At 68.9% G+C, this 16,796-nt stretch carries 15 protein-coding genes; 11 read left to right on the top strand and 4 right to left on the bottom strand.

The annotated features are described in order from the left end of the window. Nucleotide 1 precedes the first annotated feature (1 nt). Nucleotides 2–769 (bottom strand): maleylpyruvate isomerase family mycothiol-dependent enzyme, encoded by a 768-nt coding sequence (locus BST38_RS13535; RefSeq protein WP_083143845.1) that lies wholly within the window; start codon nt 767–769, stop codon nt 2–4. 70 nt (nt 770–839) lie between these two features. Here BST38_RS13535 and BST38_RS13530 point away from each other — a divergent pair, with 70 nt between their 5' ends. Both BST38_RS13530 and BST38_RS13525 read left to right on the top strand, forming a co-directional pair. Beyond that, on the top strand, nt 840–1,322 hold the full coding sequence (locus BST38_RS13530; RefSeq protein ID WP_083143844.1) for a nucleoside deaminase: 483 nt from the start codon (nt 840–842) through the stop codon (nt 1,320–1,322). Between the two features lie 188 nt (nt 1,323–1,510). Next, on the top strand, nt 1,511–2,815 hold the full coding sequence (locus BST38_RS13525) for an alpha-amylase family protein (RefSeq protein ID WP_083143843.1): 1,305 nt from the start codon (nt 1,511–1,513) through the stop codon (nt 2,813–2,815). On the opposite strand, the gene BST38_RS13520 is transcribed toward BST38_RS13525, so the two are convergent. After that, complete coding sequence (locus BST38_RS13520) at nt 2,796–3,242, bottom strand: DUF1810 domain-containing protein (RefSeq protein ID WP_232079777.1); 447 nt, start codon at nt 3,240–3,242, stop codon at nt 2,796–2,798. The genes BST38_RS13525 and BST38_RS13520 overlap by 20 nt on opposite strands. Before the next feature lie 121 nt (nt 3,243–3,363). Between BST38_RS13520 and BST38_RS13515 the strand changes: the two genes are divergently transcribed. The 3 genes from BST38_RS13515 to BST38_RS13505 all read left to right on the top strand — a co-directional run bounded on the left by BST38_RS13515 (nt 3,364) and on the right by BST38_RS13505 (nt 8,056). Then, nucleotides 3,364–5,451, top strand: a complete 2,088-nt coding sequence (locus BST38_RS13515) for an adenylate/guanylate cyclase domain-containing protein (protein WP_083143842.1) — start codon at nt 3,364–3,366, stop codon at nt 5,449–5,451. Then, nucleotides 5,448–6,866, top strand: coding sequence for a mechanosensitive ion channel domain-containing protein (locus tag BST38_RS13510; RefSeq protein ID WP_083143841.1), 1,419 nt, complete (start codon nt 5,448–5,450; stop codon nt 6,864–6,866). The genes BST38_RS13515 and BST38_RS13510 overlap by 4 nt, the downstream gene beginning before the upstream one ends. Before the next feature lie 185 nt (nt 6,867–7,051). Further along, nucleotides 7,052–8,056: an esterase family protein gene (locus tag BST38_RS13505; protein WP_083143840.1), complete on the top strand. Its 1,005-nt coding sequence runs from the start codon at nt 7,052–7,054 to the stop codon at nt 8,054–8,056. Between the two features lie 155 nt (nt 8,057–8,211). On the opposite strand, the gene BST38_RS13500 is transcribed toward BST38_RS13505, so the two are convergent. Next, the gene (locus tag BST38_RS13500) at nt 8,212–8,964 is read right to left on the bottom strand and encodes an SDR family oxidoreductase (protein WP_110781746.1); all 753 of its coding nucleotides are present in this window, start codon (nt 8,962–8,964) and stop codon (nt 8,212–8,214) included. Between the two features lie 146 nt (nt 8,965–9,110). Between BST38_RS13500 and lon the strand changes: the two genes are divergently transcribed. The 6 genes from lon (at nt 9,111) to BST38_RS13470 (ending at nt 15,237) form a co-directional block, all read left to right on the top strand. After that, nucleotides 9,111–11,441 carry an endopeptidase La gene (gene lon / locus BST38_RS13495; protein ID WP_083143839.1) on the top strand — a complete coding sequence of 777 codons (2,331 nt, stop codon included), beginning with the start codon at nt 9,111–9,113 and terminating at the stop codon, nt 11,439–11,441. A gap of 88 nt (nt 11,442–11,529) precedes the next feature. After that, a complete protein-coding gene (locus BST38_RS13490; RefSeq protein WP_083143881.1) occupies nt 11,530–12,567 on the top strand; it encodes an LLM class flavin-dependent oxidoreductase in 1,038 nt (345 codons plus the stop codon). 9 nt (nt 12,568–12,576) lie between these two features. After that, complete coding sequence (locus tag BST38_RS13485) at nt 12,577–12,909, top strand: TfoX/Sxy family protein (RefSeq protein WP_083143838.1); 333 nt, start codon at nt 12,577–12,579, stop codon at nt 12,907–12,909. Nucleotides 12,910–12,976: 67 nt separating this feature from the next. After that, complete coding sequence (locus tag BST38_RS13480) at nt 12,977–13,609, top strand: endonuclease (RefSeq protein ID WP_083143837.1); 633 nt, start codon at nt 12,977–12,979, stop codon at nt 13,607–13,609. Between the two features lie 22 nt (nt 13,610–13,631). After that, nucleotides 13,632–14,231 (top strand): hypothetical protein, encoded by a 600-nt coding sequence (locus tag BST38_RS13475; protein WP_237160791.1) that lies wholly within the window; start codon nt 13,632–13,634, stop codon nt 14,229–14,231. 10 nt (nt 14,232–14,241) lie between these two features. Further along, a complete protein-coding gene (locus tag BST38_RS13470; protein WP_083143835.1) occupies nt 14,242–15,237 on the top strand; it encodes a malate dehydrogenase in 996 nt (331 codons plus the stop codon). Here the strand turns inward: BST38_RS13470 and BST38_RS13465 are convergent, their stop codons facing one another. Continuing rightward, a complete protein-coding gene (locus tag BST38_RS13465) occupies nt 15,238–16,713 on the bottom strand; it encodes an acetyl-CoA acetyltransferase (RefSeq protein WP_083143834.1) in 1,476 nt (491 codons plus the stop codon). Between the last annotated feature and the right edge of the window lie 83 nt (nt 16,714–16,796).

Raw genomic sequence — 16,796 nt, 5'->3', positions numbered from 1 at the left:
GTCAGGCGAATCCGACCCTGTCCAACCAGAAGTCGACCAGCCCCGCGTCGCCGCGGACCGCCACGGTGCTCACCGGCTTCCGGCGGTAGAGCACCAGGAGCAGATCGGCGGCGGGCCCGCGCAGATCGGCGGCGGCCTGCTCGGCACCGCGGCGCCAGGCCAGCACATCCCCGGTGAAGTCGAGAATCCAGTGGTCGTCGGTGTCGGCCGTGTGCAGCCCGATCGTCCGGCCGGGCCCGAGCAGGTCACGCATCCATGGATGGACCTCGAAATGGAAGGGCAGGCAACCGAGTTCGAGCCACTCCTCGACGCCGTCGACCGCGACGAAGGTCGGGACCACGAACTGGTGGCCCAGTGCCAGTGCGGCGTCGGCGCGATGCACCGCCGCCTCGTGCGCGAACCGGCGCGCATAGAACGCGCTGCCGCCACCGGGAACCGGGCACCACATCTGCGCGTCCGGTCCCGCCCGACGCAGCACGCGCGCGAGATCCGACGCCGCCGAACGCAGTACCGCCCCCAGCGCGGCGCCGTCGTCGTCGGACACCGCCGCGAGCTGCCGCAGCGCGGTCTCGGGTGGAGGTGCTGCCGCGCTGGTCGAGACGATCTCGTGCGCCCAACGCAAGCCGGCCTCGACGTGGCGGGTCAGCTGCGCCACCGACCAACCGGGACACGACGGAACGGGCGCCGACAGATCCGAGCCCTCGAGGTGGCCGGCGAACAGGTCGGCCTGGGCCTCGATCTCGTTGCAGCGCCAACCGAAGGCGGTCACGTCCCTTTCCTACCCTATGCGCGCCCGATGCGCGGCCCACCCCATGCGCCGCGCTGCGTAGAATCCGGCTGTGGCAGTCACCGACGAGGACCTGCGTCACCTGCGGCGATGCGTCGAGCTCGCCCGTGAGGCGCTCGACGGCGGCGACGAGCCGTTCGGCTCCCTGTTGGTCGACGGCGACGGGGTGACCCGTTTCGAGGACCACAACCGCGTCAAGGACGGTGACGCGACCCGGCACCCGGAATACGCGATCGCGAAATGGGCCGTCGAGCACCTGAGTCCCGCCGAGCGGGCCCGGGCCACCGTGTACACCAGCGGGGAACATTGCCCGATGTGTGCGGCCGCGCATGCGTGGGTAGGTCTCGGGCGCGTGGTGTACGCCGCGTCGTCGGCACAGCTGACCCGGTGGCTGACCGAGTGGAATGCCCCGCCGCCGCCGGTGGCCGGGCTGCCCATCACGGCGGTCGCCCCCGGAGTCGCGGTCGACGGCCCGGCGGCGGAGCTGACGGAGGAGATGAAGGCGTTGTACGAGAGGGCTTTTCGAGCGATATGACCGACGAGCGCTTGCGCGAGGAGCCGATATGACCGACGAGCGCTTGCGCGAGGAGCCGATATGACCGACGAGCGCTTGCGCGAGGAGCCGATATGACCGACGAGCGCTTGCGCGAGGAGCCGATATGACCGACGAGCGCTTGCGCGAGGAGCCGATATGACCGACGAGCGCTTGCGCGAGGAGCCGATATGACCGAGCCGGCGTGGGTAGAGCACGCGATCTGGTGGCAGGTGTACCCGCTCGGGTTCGTCGGCGCCCACCCGGCCGATCCGGCTCCGGGTCCTGACGAGCACAGGTTGCGGCGCCTCGTCGACTGGCTCGACTACGCGCTGGAACTCGGCACGTCGGGACTGGCGCTCGGTCCCGTCTTCGCGTCCTCGACCCACGGCTACGACACCACCGACCACTACCGCATCGACCCACGGCTCGGCGATGACGGCGATTTCGACCACCTGGTCGCCGAGGCGCGCAGGCGCGGCCTGAGGATTCTGCTCGACGGCGTGTTCAACCACGTCGGCACCGACTTCCCGCGATACCGGGACGCCGTCGGCGGCGGGGACACCTCGTGGTTCCGCACACGCGGCGGCGAGTTCGTGACCTTCGAAGGTCACGGCGGCCTGATCGCGTTGAACCACCGCAATTCCGAGGTCATCGACTACACCGTCGACGTGATGCGGCACTGGCTGGACCGCGGCGCCGACGGCTGGCGTCTCGACGCCGCCTACGCCGTCCCTGACGCGTTCTGGGCGCAGGTACTGCCCCGGGTCCGGGAGAGCCATCCGGAGGCGTGGTTCGTCGGCGAGGTGATCCACGGCGACTACGCGGCCCGCGTACGCGACTCCGGCTTCGACTCCGTCACACAATACGAACTGTGGAAGGCGATCTGGAGCAGCATCAACGACGTCAACTTCCACGAACTCGACTGGGCACTGACCCGGCACAACGAATTCCTCGACACCTTTGTGCCACTGACGTTCATCGGCAACCACGACGTCACCCGGATCGCCAGCCAGTTGGAGAACCCCCTCCACGTCGAGCACGCCCTGGTCGTCCTGCTCACCACCGGCGGCACCCCGAGCGTGTACGCCGGTGACGAAGTCGCCTACCGCGGGGTGAAAGAGGAACGGTTCGGCGGCGACGACGCGGTGCGGCCCGAATTCACCTCGCCCTTCGACGGTGTGGGCGAGCACGGCCACCAGCTGTACCGCACCCATCAGCATCTGATCGGGTTGCGCCGCAGGCATCCGTGGCTGCGCTTCGCGCGCACCACACCGCTGTCGGTGACCAACGGCGGCTACGTCTACATCACCCGCAACGGCGATGACGCCCTCGTCGTGGCTCTCAACGTCGATGACGAACCGCTGCCGTTGACGCTGACCGGACTCGGAATCGGGCACGCCGAGATCGTCGCCGGATCGGGGGCGCCGCCGGCCGAGGTCGTTCCCGACGTCGTGGTGCCCGCCCACGGCTGGCTCATCCTGAATCCGCGGTGAGCAGCTCGAGGGTCACGGGATCGTCGCGGCCGTCGTAGAACGCGTCGAGGACGGCGCGCAACGGTGCCCGGTCGTCCCCGTCGGCCGCCCGGCTGAACAGCGTCATCGACGATCGCACCTTCAGGTCGTCGGGATAGCCGAGGATGTCGGTCGCCGACCGCCCGGCATGGGTGGCCAGCACCGACGCACACTCGCGTAACCGCGGCCCGAGGACCGGGTGCGCCAGGTAGGCGCGGGCCTCCTCCAGCGAGCGGATGCCGTACTTCTCGGCGGTCGCGCTGCGCCCCAGCCCGCGCAGTTGGGGGAACACGAACCAAATCCAGTGGCCGCGTTTGGCGCCGGCCCGCAGTTCGTCCAACGCACCCGCATAGCTGCCCTGCTGCGCCTGGACGAAACGCGCGAGGTCGTACGGGTCATCGGCGGACACGGCTCCGTTTACCCCCAGCCCTGGCAGGGAATGTGTGATCTGAATGACATTTTTCCCGAGGACCGTGCGTGCACCCGAGAAACTGAGGAAGAGACGCGGGCGCCACGGCGTGCTGTCCAGGATGAGCATCCAGTCCAAGCTGCTGCTGATGCTCCTTCTGACCAGCATCCTGTCGGCGGCCGTGGTCGGCGCGATCGGCTACCAGTCCGGCCGGTCGTCGCTGCGCGCCTCGGTGTTCGACCGCCTCACCGAGATCCGCGAGTCACAGTCACGCCAATTGGAGACACAGTTCTCGGACCTGAAGAACTCTCTGGCGATCTACTCCCGGGGCAACACAGCGGCGGAGGCGATCGCAGCGTTCACCGCAGGCTTCGCCGAACTGGACGCGGCGACCATCAACATCGGGCAGGCGGCGTCGCTGCGCCGGTATTACGACCGCATGTTCGCGGACATGACGCTCGACGACGGCGGCAACCGCGTCGACGTCCGGGCCCTGCTGCCCAAATCGAACCCGCAGCGGTACCTGCAGGCGCTGTACTCGGCCCCGTTCGAGAACTGGGAGCGGGCGATCGAGTTCGACGATGCGCGCGACGGCAGCAGGTGGTCGGCGGCCAATGCCCGCTTCAACGAGTTCTTCCGCGAAATCGTGCACCGTTTCGAATTCGAAGACCTACTGCTTCTCGACACCGACGGCAACGTCGTCTACTCGGCGTACAAGGGACCCGACCTGGGTACCAACATCCTCACCGGGCCCTACCGCGAAGGCCAACTCACCGAGGCCTACGAGAAGGCGCTGGCGTCCAACTCGATCGACTACGTCGGTGTCACCGACTTCGGCTGGTATCTACCCGCGGAAGAACCGACCGCGTGGTTCCTGTCCCCCGTCGGATCGCAGGACCAGATCGCCGGCGTGATGGCGGTCCAGTTCCCGATATCGCGGATCAACGACCTGATGACGGCCAAGGGCCAGTGGCGCGACACCGGGATGGGTAAGACCGGCGAGACGATTCTGGTCGGGCCCGACGACCTGATGCGCTCGGACTCGCGACTGTTCCGTGAGAACCGGGAGGCGTTCGTCTCCGACGTCGTCGACGGCGGCACCCCACCCGAGATCGCCGAGGAGTCCATCGATCGTCGTGGCACCACCTTGGTGCAACCGGTGAACACGGAGTCCGTCGAAGTGGCACAACGCGGCAACACCGGGGCGCTCATCGAGGACGACTATCTGGGCCACCAGGCGCTGCAGTCCTACTCACCCGTGGATCTACCGGGCCTGCACTGGGTGATCGTCGCCAAGATCGACACCGACGAGGCCTTCGCCCCGGTGTCCCAGTTCACCCGAACACTGGTCTTGTCGACGGTGCTCATCATCTTCGCGGTGTGCCTGGCGGCGATGCTGCTGGCCCGGCTTTTCGTGCGCCCGATACGACGGTTGCAGACCGGCGCCCAGCAGATCGGCGCCGGCGACTACGAGGTCAACATCCCGGTATGGTCGCGCGACGAATTCGGTGATCTGACAACGACATTCAACGACATGAGTCAGAACCTGGCGATCAAGGAGAAGTTACTCGAGGAACAGCGCGCCGAGAACGAACGGCTGATGCTGTCCCTGATGCCCGAGCCGGTGATGCGGCGCTACCTCGACGGAGAGGAAACCATCGCCCAGGACCACAACAACGTCACCGTGCTGTTCGCCGACGTGCTGGGGCTCGACGACCTGTCGCACCGGCTGACCTCCGAGGAGCTGCTGGTCGTCATCAACAGCCTGACCCGGCAGTTCGACGCCGCCGCCGAGAGCCTCGGTGTCGAGCACGTGCGCACCCTGCACGACGGGTATGTCGCAGCCTGCGGGCTGAACACCCCCCGATTGGACAACGTTCGGCGCACCGTCGACTTCGCGATCGAGATGGACCGCATCGTCGACCGCTACGCCGCCGAATCCGGGTACGACCTGCGGCTCCGAGCGGGGATCGACAACGGCGCGGTGTCGAGCGGACTGGTCGGGCGCTCCACCCTGACCTACGACGTGTGGGGCGCGACGGTCGACCTGGCCTTCCGGGTGCAGCGAGGTAACCCGCAGGCCGGAATCTATGTCACCGCCCGGGTGTACGACGTCATGCACGACACGCTGGAGTTCGTCGCCGCCGGTGAGTCGGCCGGCGAGCACGGAACCGAACCGGTCTGGCGGCTGCGGGGGCACCCACAGTGACCAGCGTGCTGAACTCGACGTGGTTGGTCTGGGCCATCGTGGTCGCCGTCGGCTTCCCGGTGCTCCTGGTCCTGCTCACCGAGGTGCACAACGCGCTGCGACGACGCGGCAGTGCGCTGGCCCGCCCGGTGATACTGCTGCGCAACTACATCCTGCCGCTGGGCGCCCTGCTGCTGCTCCTGGTGCAGGCCATGGAGATCTCCGACGAGGCCACCTCGGTGCGCGTGGTCGCCACCCTCTTCGGGATCGTCCTGCTGGTGTTGATGCTGTCGGGTTTCAACGCCACGCTGATCCAAGGGGCGCCGGAAGACAGCTGGCGCAGGCGAATGCCGTCGATCTTCCTCGACGTCGCGCGGTTCGCGGTGATCGCGGTCGGCGTCACCGTGATCATGGCCAACATCTGGGGCGCCAACGTGGGCGGCCTGTTCGCCGCGCTGGGCGTCACCTCGATCGTTCTCGGCCTGGCACTTCAGAACTCGGTCGGCCAGATCATCTCGGGTCTGCTGCTGCTGTTCGAGCAACCGTTCCGGCTCGGCGACTGGATCACCGTGCCGACCGCGGCGGGCCGGCCGGCCGCGTACGGGCAAGTGGTCGAGGTCAATTGGCGCGCAACCCATATCGACACCGGCGGCAACCTTCTGGTGATGCCGAATGCCGAACTCGCCGGTGCGTCGTTCACCAACTACAGCCGCCCGCCGGGTGAGCACCGGCTCACGCTCGTGACGAACTTCGACGCCGGCGACCCGCCGGACGACGTGTGCGCAATGCTCTCGGCCGTCGCCGCGATGCTGCCGGACGTTCGTACCGACGGCCGGATCACCACGCTCTATCTCGGCGGCGCCGAGTACGAGACGTCGATCCCGCTGTACACCCCCGCCCTGGACGAGGCGGTGCGGAGCACGTTCCGGCGCTGGGTCTGGTACGCGGCGCGGCGCGAAGGCTTGCGCCTGGACGGTGTCGCCGACGACTTCGGCACACCGGAACGGGTCACCTCGGCGATGCGCGCGGTGGCCTCGACGCTGCGGCTCACCGAGGCGGAACAGCACGACATCGCGGCGGTGATGCGATTGGTGCGCTATGGCGACGGGGAACTTCTGCAGCGGCCCGGGCAGGTCCCGTTCGGCATGAGGTTCGTCGTCTCGGGGCGGGTCAGCCTCACGGTGACCGACCGCGACGGAGCGGTGATCCCGGCCCGCACCCTCGAGCGGGGCGACTTCCTGGGACAGACCGCGCTCACCCGCGAGCCGGTGCTGGCCACCGCCCACGCGGTCGGAGAGCTCACCGTGCTGGAGATCGCGCGCGACGAGATCGAGCGTCTGGTCCGGCGAAAGCCCATTCTGTTGCAGGTGCTCGGCGCTGTGATCGCCGAGCGGCGCGCGAGCGAGCGCCGCCTGATGGCGGCCGTCGACGACTGAAGGCACTCCGGCGCCGCATGTCCGGCGAATCCGGCCTGAGTCCTTTTCGTTAGCCAACCGCGATGTCCGAGCGCCGTGTCGCGGCGGTAACCACGCAGCCCCAACGTGTTTCATGGGCATTGCACAGCGACGGCACATTGCACGCATGCGCGAGACTTGACGAGAAAGGTGGGTTGGTTGCCGTTATGAGGTTCACAGAGAAGTGGCGGGGTTCCGCACGGGCCACGATGCGCCGAGTGGCGATTGCCGCGCTGGCCGCCGTTGCACTGCCCGGGTTGATCGGCGTTGCCGGCAACTCGGCGACGGCGGGGGCGTTCTCCCGACCCGGCCTTCCCGTCGAATATTTGGACATCTTCTCCCCGTCGATGAACCGCGACATCCGTATCCAGTTCCAGGGCGGCGGGCCGAACGCGGTCTACCTGCTCGACGGTTTGCGGGCGCAGGAGGACTACAACGGCTGGGACATCAACACCCCGGCGTTCGAGTGGTTCTACCAGTCCGGTCTGTCGACGATCATGCCCGTCGGCGGCCAGTCGAGCTTCTACAGCGACTGGTACCAGCCCTCACGCGGCAACGGGCAGAACTACACCTACAAGTGGGAGACGTTCCTGACCCAGGAGCTGCCCGCATGGCTGGAGGCCAACCGCGGCGTGTCCCGGACCGGCAATGCGGTCGTGGGTCTGTCGATGGCCGGTAGCGCCGCACTGACCTACGCGATCCACCATCCGCAGCAGTTCATCTACGCGGGCTCGCTGTCGGGCTTCCTGAACCCGTCCGAGGGCTGGTGGCCGATGCTGATCGGGCTGGCGATGAACGACGCGGGCGGCTTCAACGCCGAAAGCATGTGGGGTCCGTCCTCGGATCCGGCGTGGAAGCGCAACGACCCGATGGTCAACATCAACCAGCTGGTGGCCAACAACACCCGCATCTGGGTGTACTGCGGCACCGGCACCCCGTCTGACCTGGACACCGGGACCCCGGGCCAGAACCTGATGGCCGCGCAGTTCCTCGAAGGGTTCACGCTGCGCACCAACATCGCGTTCCGCGACAACTACATCGCGGCCGGTGGCACCAACGGCGTGTTCAACTTCCCGCCGGCGGGGACCCACAGCTGGGGCTACTGGGGACAGCAGCTGCAGCAGATGAAACCGGACATCCAGCGGGTTCTGGGGGCTCAGGCCACGGCCTAGCACCCCACCCACACCCAGAGAGCCTGCCGCCTCCCCCGAGCGGCAGGCTCTCTGCTGTGTGCGGGCCTCCCGCGGTTGCGCCGAACTGAGGTTCCCGGCTGTGGTCGGACCCGAAATCACGACCAGGAATCCCAGTTCGGCGAAAAAGCGCACACTCAGCCCTGGACGGTCGGGCGGATCGTCAGATCACCGATCTCCACGCCGTCGGGCTGCTCGATGACGAACGCGACGGCGCGGGCCACCGCGTCCGGGTCCAGGCCGAACGCATCCATGTCGGCCCGGACCCGGCGGCGCAGCTCGGGGTCGGTGACCGACGCGTCGAGCTCGGTGTTCACAAAGCCCGGAGAGATCGACGTGGTGCGGATGACGCCGTCGGTCGACTCCTGCCGCAGCGCCTCCATCACCGTGCGGACCGCGTTCTTCGTCGCGGCGTACACCCCCTGCCCCGGAACGATCTTCAGACCCGACGTCGACACCGTGGTCACGAAGTGGCCGCGCCCCTGACGCCGGAAAACCGGTGTCGCCGAGGCGAACCCATACAGGACGCCACGTAGGTTGACGTCCACCATCGCCATCCAGCCCGCGACGTCGCCGTCGGCGATCGGGCCGGTCGCCGCGATGCCCGCGTTGCCGACCAGGACGTCGAGGCGCCCGTACTCGGCGACGGCGGCGTCGACGAGCGCGTCCAGGTCCGCGGCCCGCGTGACGTCGGTCGCGGTGACGACGACCTGCGCCCCGGCCGCGCGCAGCTCGTCGGCGAGCGCGTCCAACCGATCCACCCGGCGCGCTCCGAGCACGAGCCGAGCGCCTCGGGCCGCCAACCGCCGGGCGGTCGCCGCGCCGATCCCACTGCTCGCGCCGGTGATCGCGACGACCTTTCCGCTGATGCCATCCATGTCCTCGGTCATACGCGCTCCTCGGTCATACAAGCTCCGACCATCCGCGGGCGCCCACTATTCCGCTTCAGGCGAAATGCCCGGGGAACAAAAGACGCGGGCCACAAGGTTGAGTCCATCAGGTTCAACTTTGGGTTGAACATACCCCAGGAGGATTGATGCCTGAAGCTTTGCAAGTTCCCGTGCACTTCGTCGCCGAACCGATCGTGCTGCCCGGGATGGTCGTCCCCATCGAACTCGACGACGCCGCCCGCGCCGCGGTCGACGCCGCGCAGGCCAGTGAGGCCGGCAAGCTGCTGATCGCGCCGCGCCTCGACGATCGCTACCCCACCTACGGTGTGCTGGCGTCGGTCGTCCAGGTCGGGCGTCTGCCTGGCGGCGGTGCCGTCGCGGTGGTGCGCGGCGAGAAACGCGCCCACATCGGATCCGGTGCCAGCGGCCCCGGCACCGCGCTGTGGGTGCTCGTCGAGGAAGTCGCCGAACCAGCGACCACCGACGAGACCAAAACGCTTGCCGCCGAATACAAGAAGCTGCTGTTGGCGATGCTGCAGCGCCGTGAGGCCTGGCAGATCGTCGACGTGGTCAACAAGATCACCGACCCGTCCGCGCTGGCCGACACGGCCGGCTACGCGTCCTACCTCAGCGATGTGCAGAAGCGTCAGCTGCTGGAGACCGAGAACGTCGACGAGCGGCTGCGGCTGCTCATCGGCTGGACCGGTGACCATCTGGCCGAGACGGAGGTCAACGACAAGATCGCCGAGGACGTCCGCACCGGCATGGAGAAGCAGCAGAAGGAATTCCTGCTGCGCCAGCAACTGGCGGCGATCCGCAAGGAACTCGGTGAACTCGACGAGAACGGCGACGCGTCCACCGACGACTACCGGGCCCGCGTCGAGGCCGCCGATCTGCCCGAGAAGGTGCGCGAGGCGGCCCTGCGTGAGGTCGGCAAGCTGGAGCGCTCCAGTGACCAGAGCCCGGAAGGCGGCTGGATCCGCACCTGGCTCGACACGGTGCTGGACCTGCCGTGGAACGTGACCACCGAGGATTCGACGGATCTGAAGTCCGCCCGGGAGATCCTCGACGCCGACCATCACGGCCTCGAGGACGTCAAGGATCGCATCGTCGAGTACCTCGCCGTGCGTGCCCGTCGCACCCAGCGCGGCATGTCCGTCGTGGGCGGTCGCGGTTCCGGTGCGGTCATGGTGCTCGCCGGTCCGCCCGGGGTCGGCAAGACCTCGCTCGGCGAGTCCGTCGCGCGCGCACTGGGCCGCAAGTTCGTCCGCGTCGCCCTCGGCGGTGTGCGCGACGAGGCGGAGATCCGGGGGCACCGGCGCACGTACGTCGGCGCGCTGCCTGGCCGCATCGTGCGGGCCATCGGCGAGGCGGGATCGATGAATCCCGTTGTGCTGCTGGACGAGATCGACAAGGTCGGCTCCGACTACCGGGGCGACCCGGCGGCCGCGCTGCTGGAGGTGCTGGATCCTGCGCAGAACCACACGTTCCGCGACCACTACCTGGATCTGGACCTGGATCTGTCGGACGTGGTGTTCCTCGCGACGGCCAACGTCATCGAGAACATCCCGACGGCACTGCTGGACCGCATGGAGTTGGTCGAGCTCGACGGTTACACCGCCGACGACAAGCTGGCGATCGCCCGGGACTTCCTGCTGCCACGGCAGCGTGATCGTGCGGCGCTGACCGCCGACGAGGTCACCGTCACCGACGCGGCGCTGCGCAAGATCGCCGCGGACTACACCCGCGAACCCGGGGTGCGGCAGTTCGAACGGCTGCTGGCCAAGGCGATGCGGAAGGCGACGACGAAGCTCGCCGCCGGAGCCGGGCCGATCGTCATCGACGAGGCCGATCTCGTCGCATACCTAGGGCGTCCGCGCTTCACCCCGGAGTCGGCCGAGCGCACCGCGGTGCCCGGGGTCGCCACGGGTCTCGCGGTCACCGGTATGGGTGGTGACGTCCTCTACATCGAGGCCGGCGCAACCGACGGCGAGCCGGGACTCCAGCTGACCGGCCAACTGGGCGACGTGATGAAGGAGTCCGCGCAGATCGCGCTGTCCTACGTCCGCTCGCACGCGGGCGAGCTCGGCGTCGACACGAAGGCCCTGGACCGTCGCATCCACATCCACGTGCCCGCCGGCGCGGTGCCCAAGGACGGGCCGTCGGCAGGCGTGACGATGGTGACCGCGCTGGTCTCGATGGCCACCGGGCGTCAGGTGCGCGCCGACGTCGGGATGACCGGCGAGGTCACGCTCAACGGCCGGGTGCTGCCGATCGGCGGGGTGAAGCAGAAGCTGCTCGCCGCCCAGCGCGCCGGGTTGTCGACGGTGTTCATCCCGCAGCGCAACGAGGCAGATCTCGACGACGTGCCCGCCGACGTGCTGGAGGCCCTCGACGTGCGGCCGATGACCGACGTCGCCGAGATCGTCGCGCAGGCGCTGGCGCCGGCCGACGCGGCGGTGACCGCGGCGGCCTAGGGAAGTTCTCGGCGAGCGTGCGTGTTGTGCGGATCTGACACGGTGTGTCGGCCGCCGACACGCACGCTCGCGGAGAAAGGTGGAGGCCATGCCGGAGCCGGGACAGCCGTTGCGCAGGCTCGGATTTCTGACGATCGGGCGGTTCGACGAAGCCGCTCCCGGGCCGGGACACGAAAAGACCCTGCAGACCATCGAGCGGGCCGAGGGCCTCGGCTTCGACACCGTCTGGGTGCGGCAGCGCCACCTGCAGGCCGGGATCTCCTCCCCGGTGGCGATGCTGGCCGCCGCCAGCCAGCGCACCTCACGCATCGAGCTCGGCACCGCGGTGATCCCGCTGGGGTTGGAGAATCCGTTGCGGCTGGCCGAGGACCTGGCCACGGTGGACATCCTGTCCGGTGGCCGGCTCAATCCGGGTGTGTCCGTTGGCGTTCCGATGCACTACGACAACTACCGGACCGCGCTGTATCCGGACACCCATGACGTCGAGGACTTCACGAAGAAGCGGGCCGAAAGGTTGCTGGACTACCTGCGCGGTGAGCCGGTCAGCGATTTCGAGGGCACGATCGGCATCGAACAGTTCTCCCGGCGGGTGCAGCCGCACTCCCCCGGGCTGGCCGGACGCGTCTGGTACGGCGGCGGACTGAGCTCGGCGATCTGGGCGGGGAAGAACCGCCTCAACTACTTGACCAGCAATGTCGTCAGCACAGAACATCGGGAGGGCGACGGGCCCTGGGATTTCGCGACCATCCAGGCCGAGCAGATCGACGCGTTCCGGGCGCATCACCCGGATCCGTCGACCGCGCGGGTCTCGCAAGGCCTGGTCGTGATCCCGACCGACTCCGCGACGGCTGAGCAGATCGGCAGGTACCGCCGCTACGCCGAGGCCCGGCTGCCCCGCACCGGACAGACCCACGGCCCGCGCGGCATGGTGTTCTCCCCCGACTTCGTCGGTTCCTCGGACGAACTGGCCGAAAAGCTCTACGCCCATCCGGGTTTCCGCCGCGTCGACGAGGTCGCGTTCGCGCTGCCGTTCTCGTTCGACGCCGACGACTACCTCCAGATCATCACCGATTTGGCCGAAAAGCTCGGCCCGAAGCTGGGGTGGACACCGGCACCCATCGGTTAGCGTCACCCCATGGCCTACGACGCCGGTCTCGCCGACCGTGTCCGTGAACTGATCGCGTCTGAACGCGGAGTGGACGAGAAGAAGATGTTCGGCGGGCTGGCCTTCCTGATCGACGGCAACATGGCGGTCGTGGTCAGTTCGCAGGGAGGCCTGATGATCCGGGTCCCACCCGAAAAAACCGACGTGCTGATGTCGCGCGAACACGTCGAGCCGATGGTGATGTCCGGACGCGAGATGCGCGGCTGGCTGCGCGTGCACGCCGACGGGGTTGCGACGACACGGCAGTTGTCGGCCTGGGTGGCCCGCGGCGTCGACCGGGCCAAGAGCCTGCCTGCTAAGTAACCGGAGATTCGGCGCCGGAGATTCGGCGCTGGAGATTCGGCACCGCCGCACCGGGTAGCCGTCCGGCATGAGCCACGACGACACGACACGCAGGCTGCTCGAGGAGGCGGGCACCACCTACGCCGAGGAAGCCGGTATCACGCTCGCGGACAGACCGATGCCGCTGTTCGAGCTGCTGGTGCTGTGCATGCTGGCCAGCAAGCCGATCGACGCGACCGTCGCGACCCGGGCGGCCAAGGAGCTGTTCGGCGAGAAGCTGCGCACCCCCGGCGCGGTGCTCGACGCGGACCGCCGGACCATGATCGCCGCGTTCGGCCGCGCCGGCTACGCCCGCTACGACGAGAGCTCGGCGACCCGGCTGGCCGACATCGCGGCCGCGGTCCGCGACGACTACCACGGCGATCTGCGCGAGCTGGCCGCCCGCTGCGAGCAGGACCGCGACGCGGCCAGGCGGCTGCTGAAAGAGTTCACGGGCATCGGCGATACCGGCGCCTCCATCTTCCTGCGCGAGGTGCAGGACGTCTGGACCTGGGTTCGGCCGTACTTCGACCCCCGGGCCACCGCCGCGGCGACGGACCTGGGCCTGCCGGGTGACCCCGCCAAGCTGGCCGAGCTGAGCCGCGGTGAATGTGCCCGGCTCGCGGCCGCTTTGGTCCGGGTGTCCCTCGACGACGAACTGCGGGACAAGATCGCGACGTAACCCGCGGATGGTCCAATGGGCTATGCGATACGTGATCCGCACGGCGCTGGCCGGGGCCGCCGTGCTCGGCGCGGGGTGTGCCGGACCGACCGTGATCAATACCGAGGACGCGGCGCCGCCCGCGACGAACACCGTGGCGGCAGCGCCGACGACCTCCCGCGCCGGCAACGCCCACCTGGCCAACGCGTTCGATTTCGCCGCCGACGTCGACGGGCGGACCGGCTACTACTTCACCTCTCCGAGCGGACGCTGGGAGTGCGCGATCGTGCCGCGGGTACGCGCCGGCTGCCAGAACGCGCGGTCGTCGTCTCTGGGGATCGACGGGGCACCCGACGAGGTTCCTGGGCCCGACGGTGAGCCGACCGCACCGACCGCGATCACCCTCGACCGCGCCGCCGGCCCGCGGTTCGCCGCGCCCCCGCCGCCGGGGTTCGCGCTGGAGCCCGGACCCGCGCGCGAACTGCCGTTCAACCGGATCCTCGCGGTCGCCGGCTTCCGCTGCAATATCCAAGAGGCGAGCGGGATCTCGTGCCTGTCCGAGGCCAGCGGCAAGGGTTTCACGTTCTCCGCCGACAGCTACGCGCCCGTCTACACGGACGTGCCCGCCGACGCCCCTGAGTAGGGTCGACACCATGCCGACCGACCAGCCGCCAGTCACCGTCGTCGTCACTGGCGCCGCCGGCCACATCGGTTACGCGGCGCTGTTCCGCATCGCCGCCGGAGCCATGCTCGGCCGTGACACCCCGGTCATGTTGCGTCTGCTGGAGCTTCCCGACGCGGTGCGCGCCGCCGAGGGTGTGGTGATGGAACTCGACGACGGCGCCTTCCCGCTGCTGGCGGGCACCGAGATTTACGACGATCCGGTCCGGGCCTTCGACGGTGTCGAGGTGGCGCTGCTGATCGGGGCGAAGCCGCGCACCAAGGGCATGGAACGTGCCGACCTGCTCGGCGCCAACGCACAGATCTTCGCGGCGGCCGGCCGCGCGCTCAACGCGGGCGCGGCGCCCGACGTCCGGGTGCTCGTGGTCGGAAACCCGGCGAACACCAACGCACTCGTGGCCGCCGCACACGCGCCTGACATTCCCGCCGAACGGTTCACCGCACTGACCCGACTCGACCACAACCGTGCCGTGGCGGCGATGGCCCGGCACGCGAAGGTGCCCGTCACCGAGATCACCAGGATGACGATCTGGGGCAACCACTCGCCGACCCAGTATCCCGACATCTTCCACTCGACCGTCGGCGGTCGCGCCGGCGCGGACTACGCAGCCGACACGCGTTGGCTCACCGACGATTTCATCCCCACGGTGGCCCGCCGCGGAACCGCCATCATCGAAGCACGCGGAGCCAGCTCGGCGGCGTCGGCGGCCAACGGCGCCATCGACCACATCGACGACTGGGTGCACGGCACCCCCGCCGGGGACTGGACCTCGGTGGCGTTGCCCTCCCCCGGCGTCTACGGCGTTGACGAAGGGCTGGTCTGCTCGTTCCCGTGTCGCTCGGTCGACGGGCGCTGGGAGATTGTCGACGGGCTGGACATCAACCCGTTCTCGCGGGCGCGCATCGACGCCTCCGTCGACGAGCTGCGCGCCGAGCGCGACGCCGTGGTCGCGCTCGGGCTGCTCTAGCTACGCCAGCGACGCGGTGCCGTCGGCGTTCACGTGCACGGCCGCCCCGGCGATGTCGTCGGTCACCGTGGTCTGCGCCTGGGCCGAGTCGGTGATCACCGCGAGGACGCGGGCGCCGTCGGGGGTGCGCACCGCCAGGAACGCCTTCTCGGGTTGGCCGTCGCGGTCGAACGGAGTCGTCCACGTCTCCACCGTGCCGTCGCCGCTCCAGTCCACCAGCTCGGTCCGGGTGGGTTCCGCATCGACCTCGGATTGCACGTCTTCCCAACGGAACTCCTGGGCCGGGGGTTCGGTGCCGTACACGCCGAAGCTGTGCTTGGTCAGATAGCCGCCGTTGGCGGTGATGAAGCCGCGCGTGCCGGGCTGCGCGACCAGCTGTTCGGCCATCGTCGCGATCGAATGGGTCACGTAGTTGTTCCACGGCCCGCCCGCGAAGGTCAGCCCGCCGGTCACGGTCAGCGGCCGGTCGGGGTCGCCGACGGGCAGTCCCAGCTCCTTGGCCGCGATCTGCACGGCCGACGGGAAGCAGGAGTACACGTCGATCAGGTCCATGTCGTCGACGCTCGCGCCGGCGAGTTCCAGGGCCCGGCTGCCCGCGATGCGGATGGCCGGGCTGGTGTGGAACTCGGCCCGCTCACCGATCGCGTAGGTATCGTGCGAATCGGCCCCGGCGTACGGGAAAACCCAACGCTCCGAAGGAATCTGGAGGTACTGCGCCTTCTCCACCGAGGTCAGGATCAGCACCGCACCCTGGTCGACCATGTTGTTGGAGTTCATCAGCTTGGTGTAGGGCCAGCTGATCATCCGGTTCTTCGGCGACGGCTGGTAGATCTCCTCGGCGGTCAGCGCGTCGCGGCTCCACGCGTGCGGGTTGGTCGCGGCGACCGCGGAGAACTGCGCCCACAGCTCACCGATGCGGCGGCGGTGCTCGTCGAAGGTCTCGCCGTTGGCGATGCGCACGGCCTGCTCGAACATCGGATACACGTACGCGGGACGGTCCAGCCCGATCTTCGCGTCACCGGGTCCGGCCATCGGGAGGTTCTCATCGGAACCCGGGGCCATCGGCACCGACTCGTCCTGGCGTGTCCCCTGCATCTTGTTACCCGCCGCGCGCACCCGGGTCCGCGACCGCCACGTCTCGCCGCCGGCGATCAGAACGACGTCGTGCTTGCCCTGTTGGATGTCCAGGCAGGCCAGGTTCACCAGGGTCTGGGGCACGTTGCCGCCGATGCCGGTGTAGCGGGTCTCGGCTTTGTCGGCGCCGATGCGCTGCGCGAGCAGCAGGCCGGGATCGCGGTAGCGCCACGACAGCAGGTTGACGATGCGCACGGCATCGACGGCCTCCAGCACCCGCGGGTCGGCCGCCTCGCGGGCCGCGGCCACCATCAGGTCGACAGGCTCCACCGTCGCATCCTCGGTGTGCTGGTTCACCTGGCCGTAGCCGACGAGTACCGGTGTCCTGGGGTCGATGGGCATGACGGGAGAGGCCTCCTAGACGTTCTTCTGGTAGGCGAACAATATGCCGTCGGCGATCCGCCGATCGACCTGGTCGGCGTCCC

The sequence above is a fragment of the Mycolicibacterium parafortuitum genome, assembly GCF_002086815.1.
Classification (GTDB): Bacteria; Actinomycetota; Actinomycetes; order Mycobacteriales; family Mycobacteriaceae; genus Mycobacterium; species Mycobacterium parafortuitum.
The sequence above is the reverse complement of the archived record's forward strand: the minus strand, read 5'-3'. Positions and strand labels throughout refer to the sequence as shown.

Bases quoted from the DNA above. Each gene is read 5' to 3' on its own strand.
- BST38_RS13500 (WP_110781746.1), bottom strand. From the start codon at position 8,964: ATGACCGAGGACATGGATGGCATCAGCGGAAAGGTCGTCGCGATCACC.
- BST38_RS13470 (WP_083143835.1), top strand. From the start codon at position 14,242: ATGCCGACCGACCAGCCGCCAGTCACCGTCGTCGTCACTGGCGCCGCC.
- BST38_RS13515 (WP_083143842.1), top strand. From the start codon at position 3,364: ATGAGCATCCAGTCCAAGCTGCTGCTGATGCTCCTTCTGACCAGCATC.
- BST38_RS13505 (WP_083143840.1), top strand. From the start codon at position 7,052: ATGAGGTTCACAGAGAAGTGGCGGGGTTCCGCACGGGCCACGATGCGC.
- BST38_RS13485 (WP_083143838.1), top strand. From the start codon at position 12,577: ATGGCCTACGACGCCGGTCTCGCCGACCGTGTCCGTGAACTGATCGCG.
- BST38_RS13480 (WP_083143837.1), top strand. From the start codon at position 12,977: ATGAGCCACGACGACACGACACGCAGGCTGCTCGAGGAGGCGGGCACC.
- lon (WP_083143839.1), top strand. From the start codon at position 9,111: ATGCCTGAAGCTTTGCAAGTTCCCGTGCACTTCGTCGCCGAACCGATC.
- BST38_RS13465 (WP_083143834.1), bottom strand. From the start codon at position 16,713: ATGCCCATCGACCCCAGGACACCGGTACTCGTCGGCTACGGCCAGGTG.
- BST38_RS13490 (WP_083143881.1), top strand. From the start codon at position 11,530: ATGCCGGAGCCGGGACAGCCGTTGCGCAGGCTCGGATTTCTGACGATC.
- BST38_RS13525 (WP_083143843.1), top strand. From the start codon at position 1,511: ATGACCGAGCCGGCGTGGGTAGAGCACGCGATCTGGTGGCAGGTGTAC.
- BST38_RS13475 (WP_237160791.1), top strand. From the start codon at position 13,632: ATGCGATACGTGATCCGCACGGCGCTGGCCGGGGCCGCCGTGCTCGGC.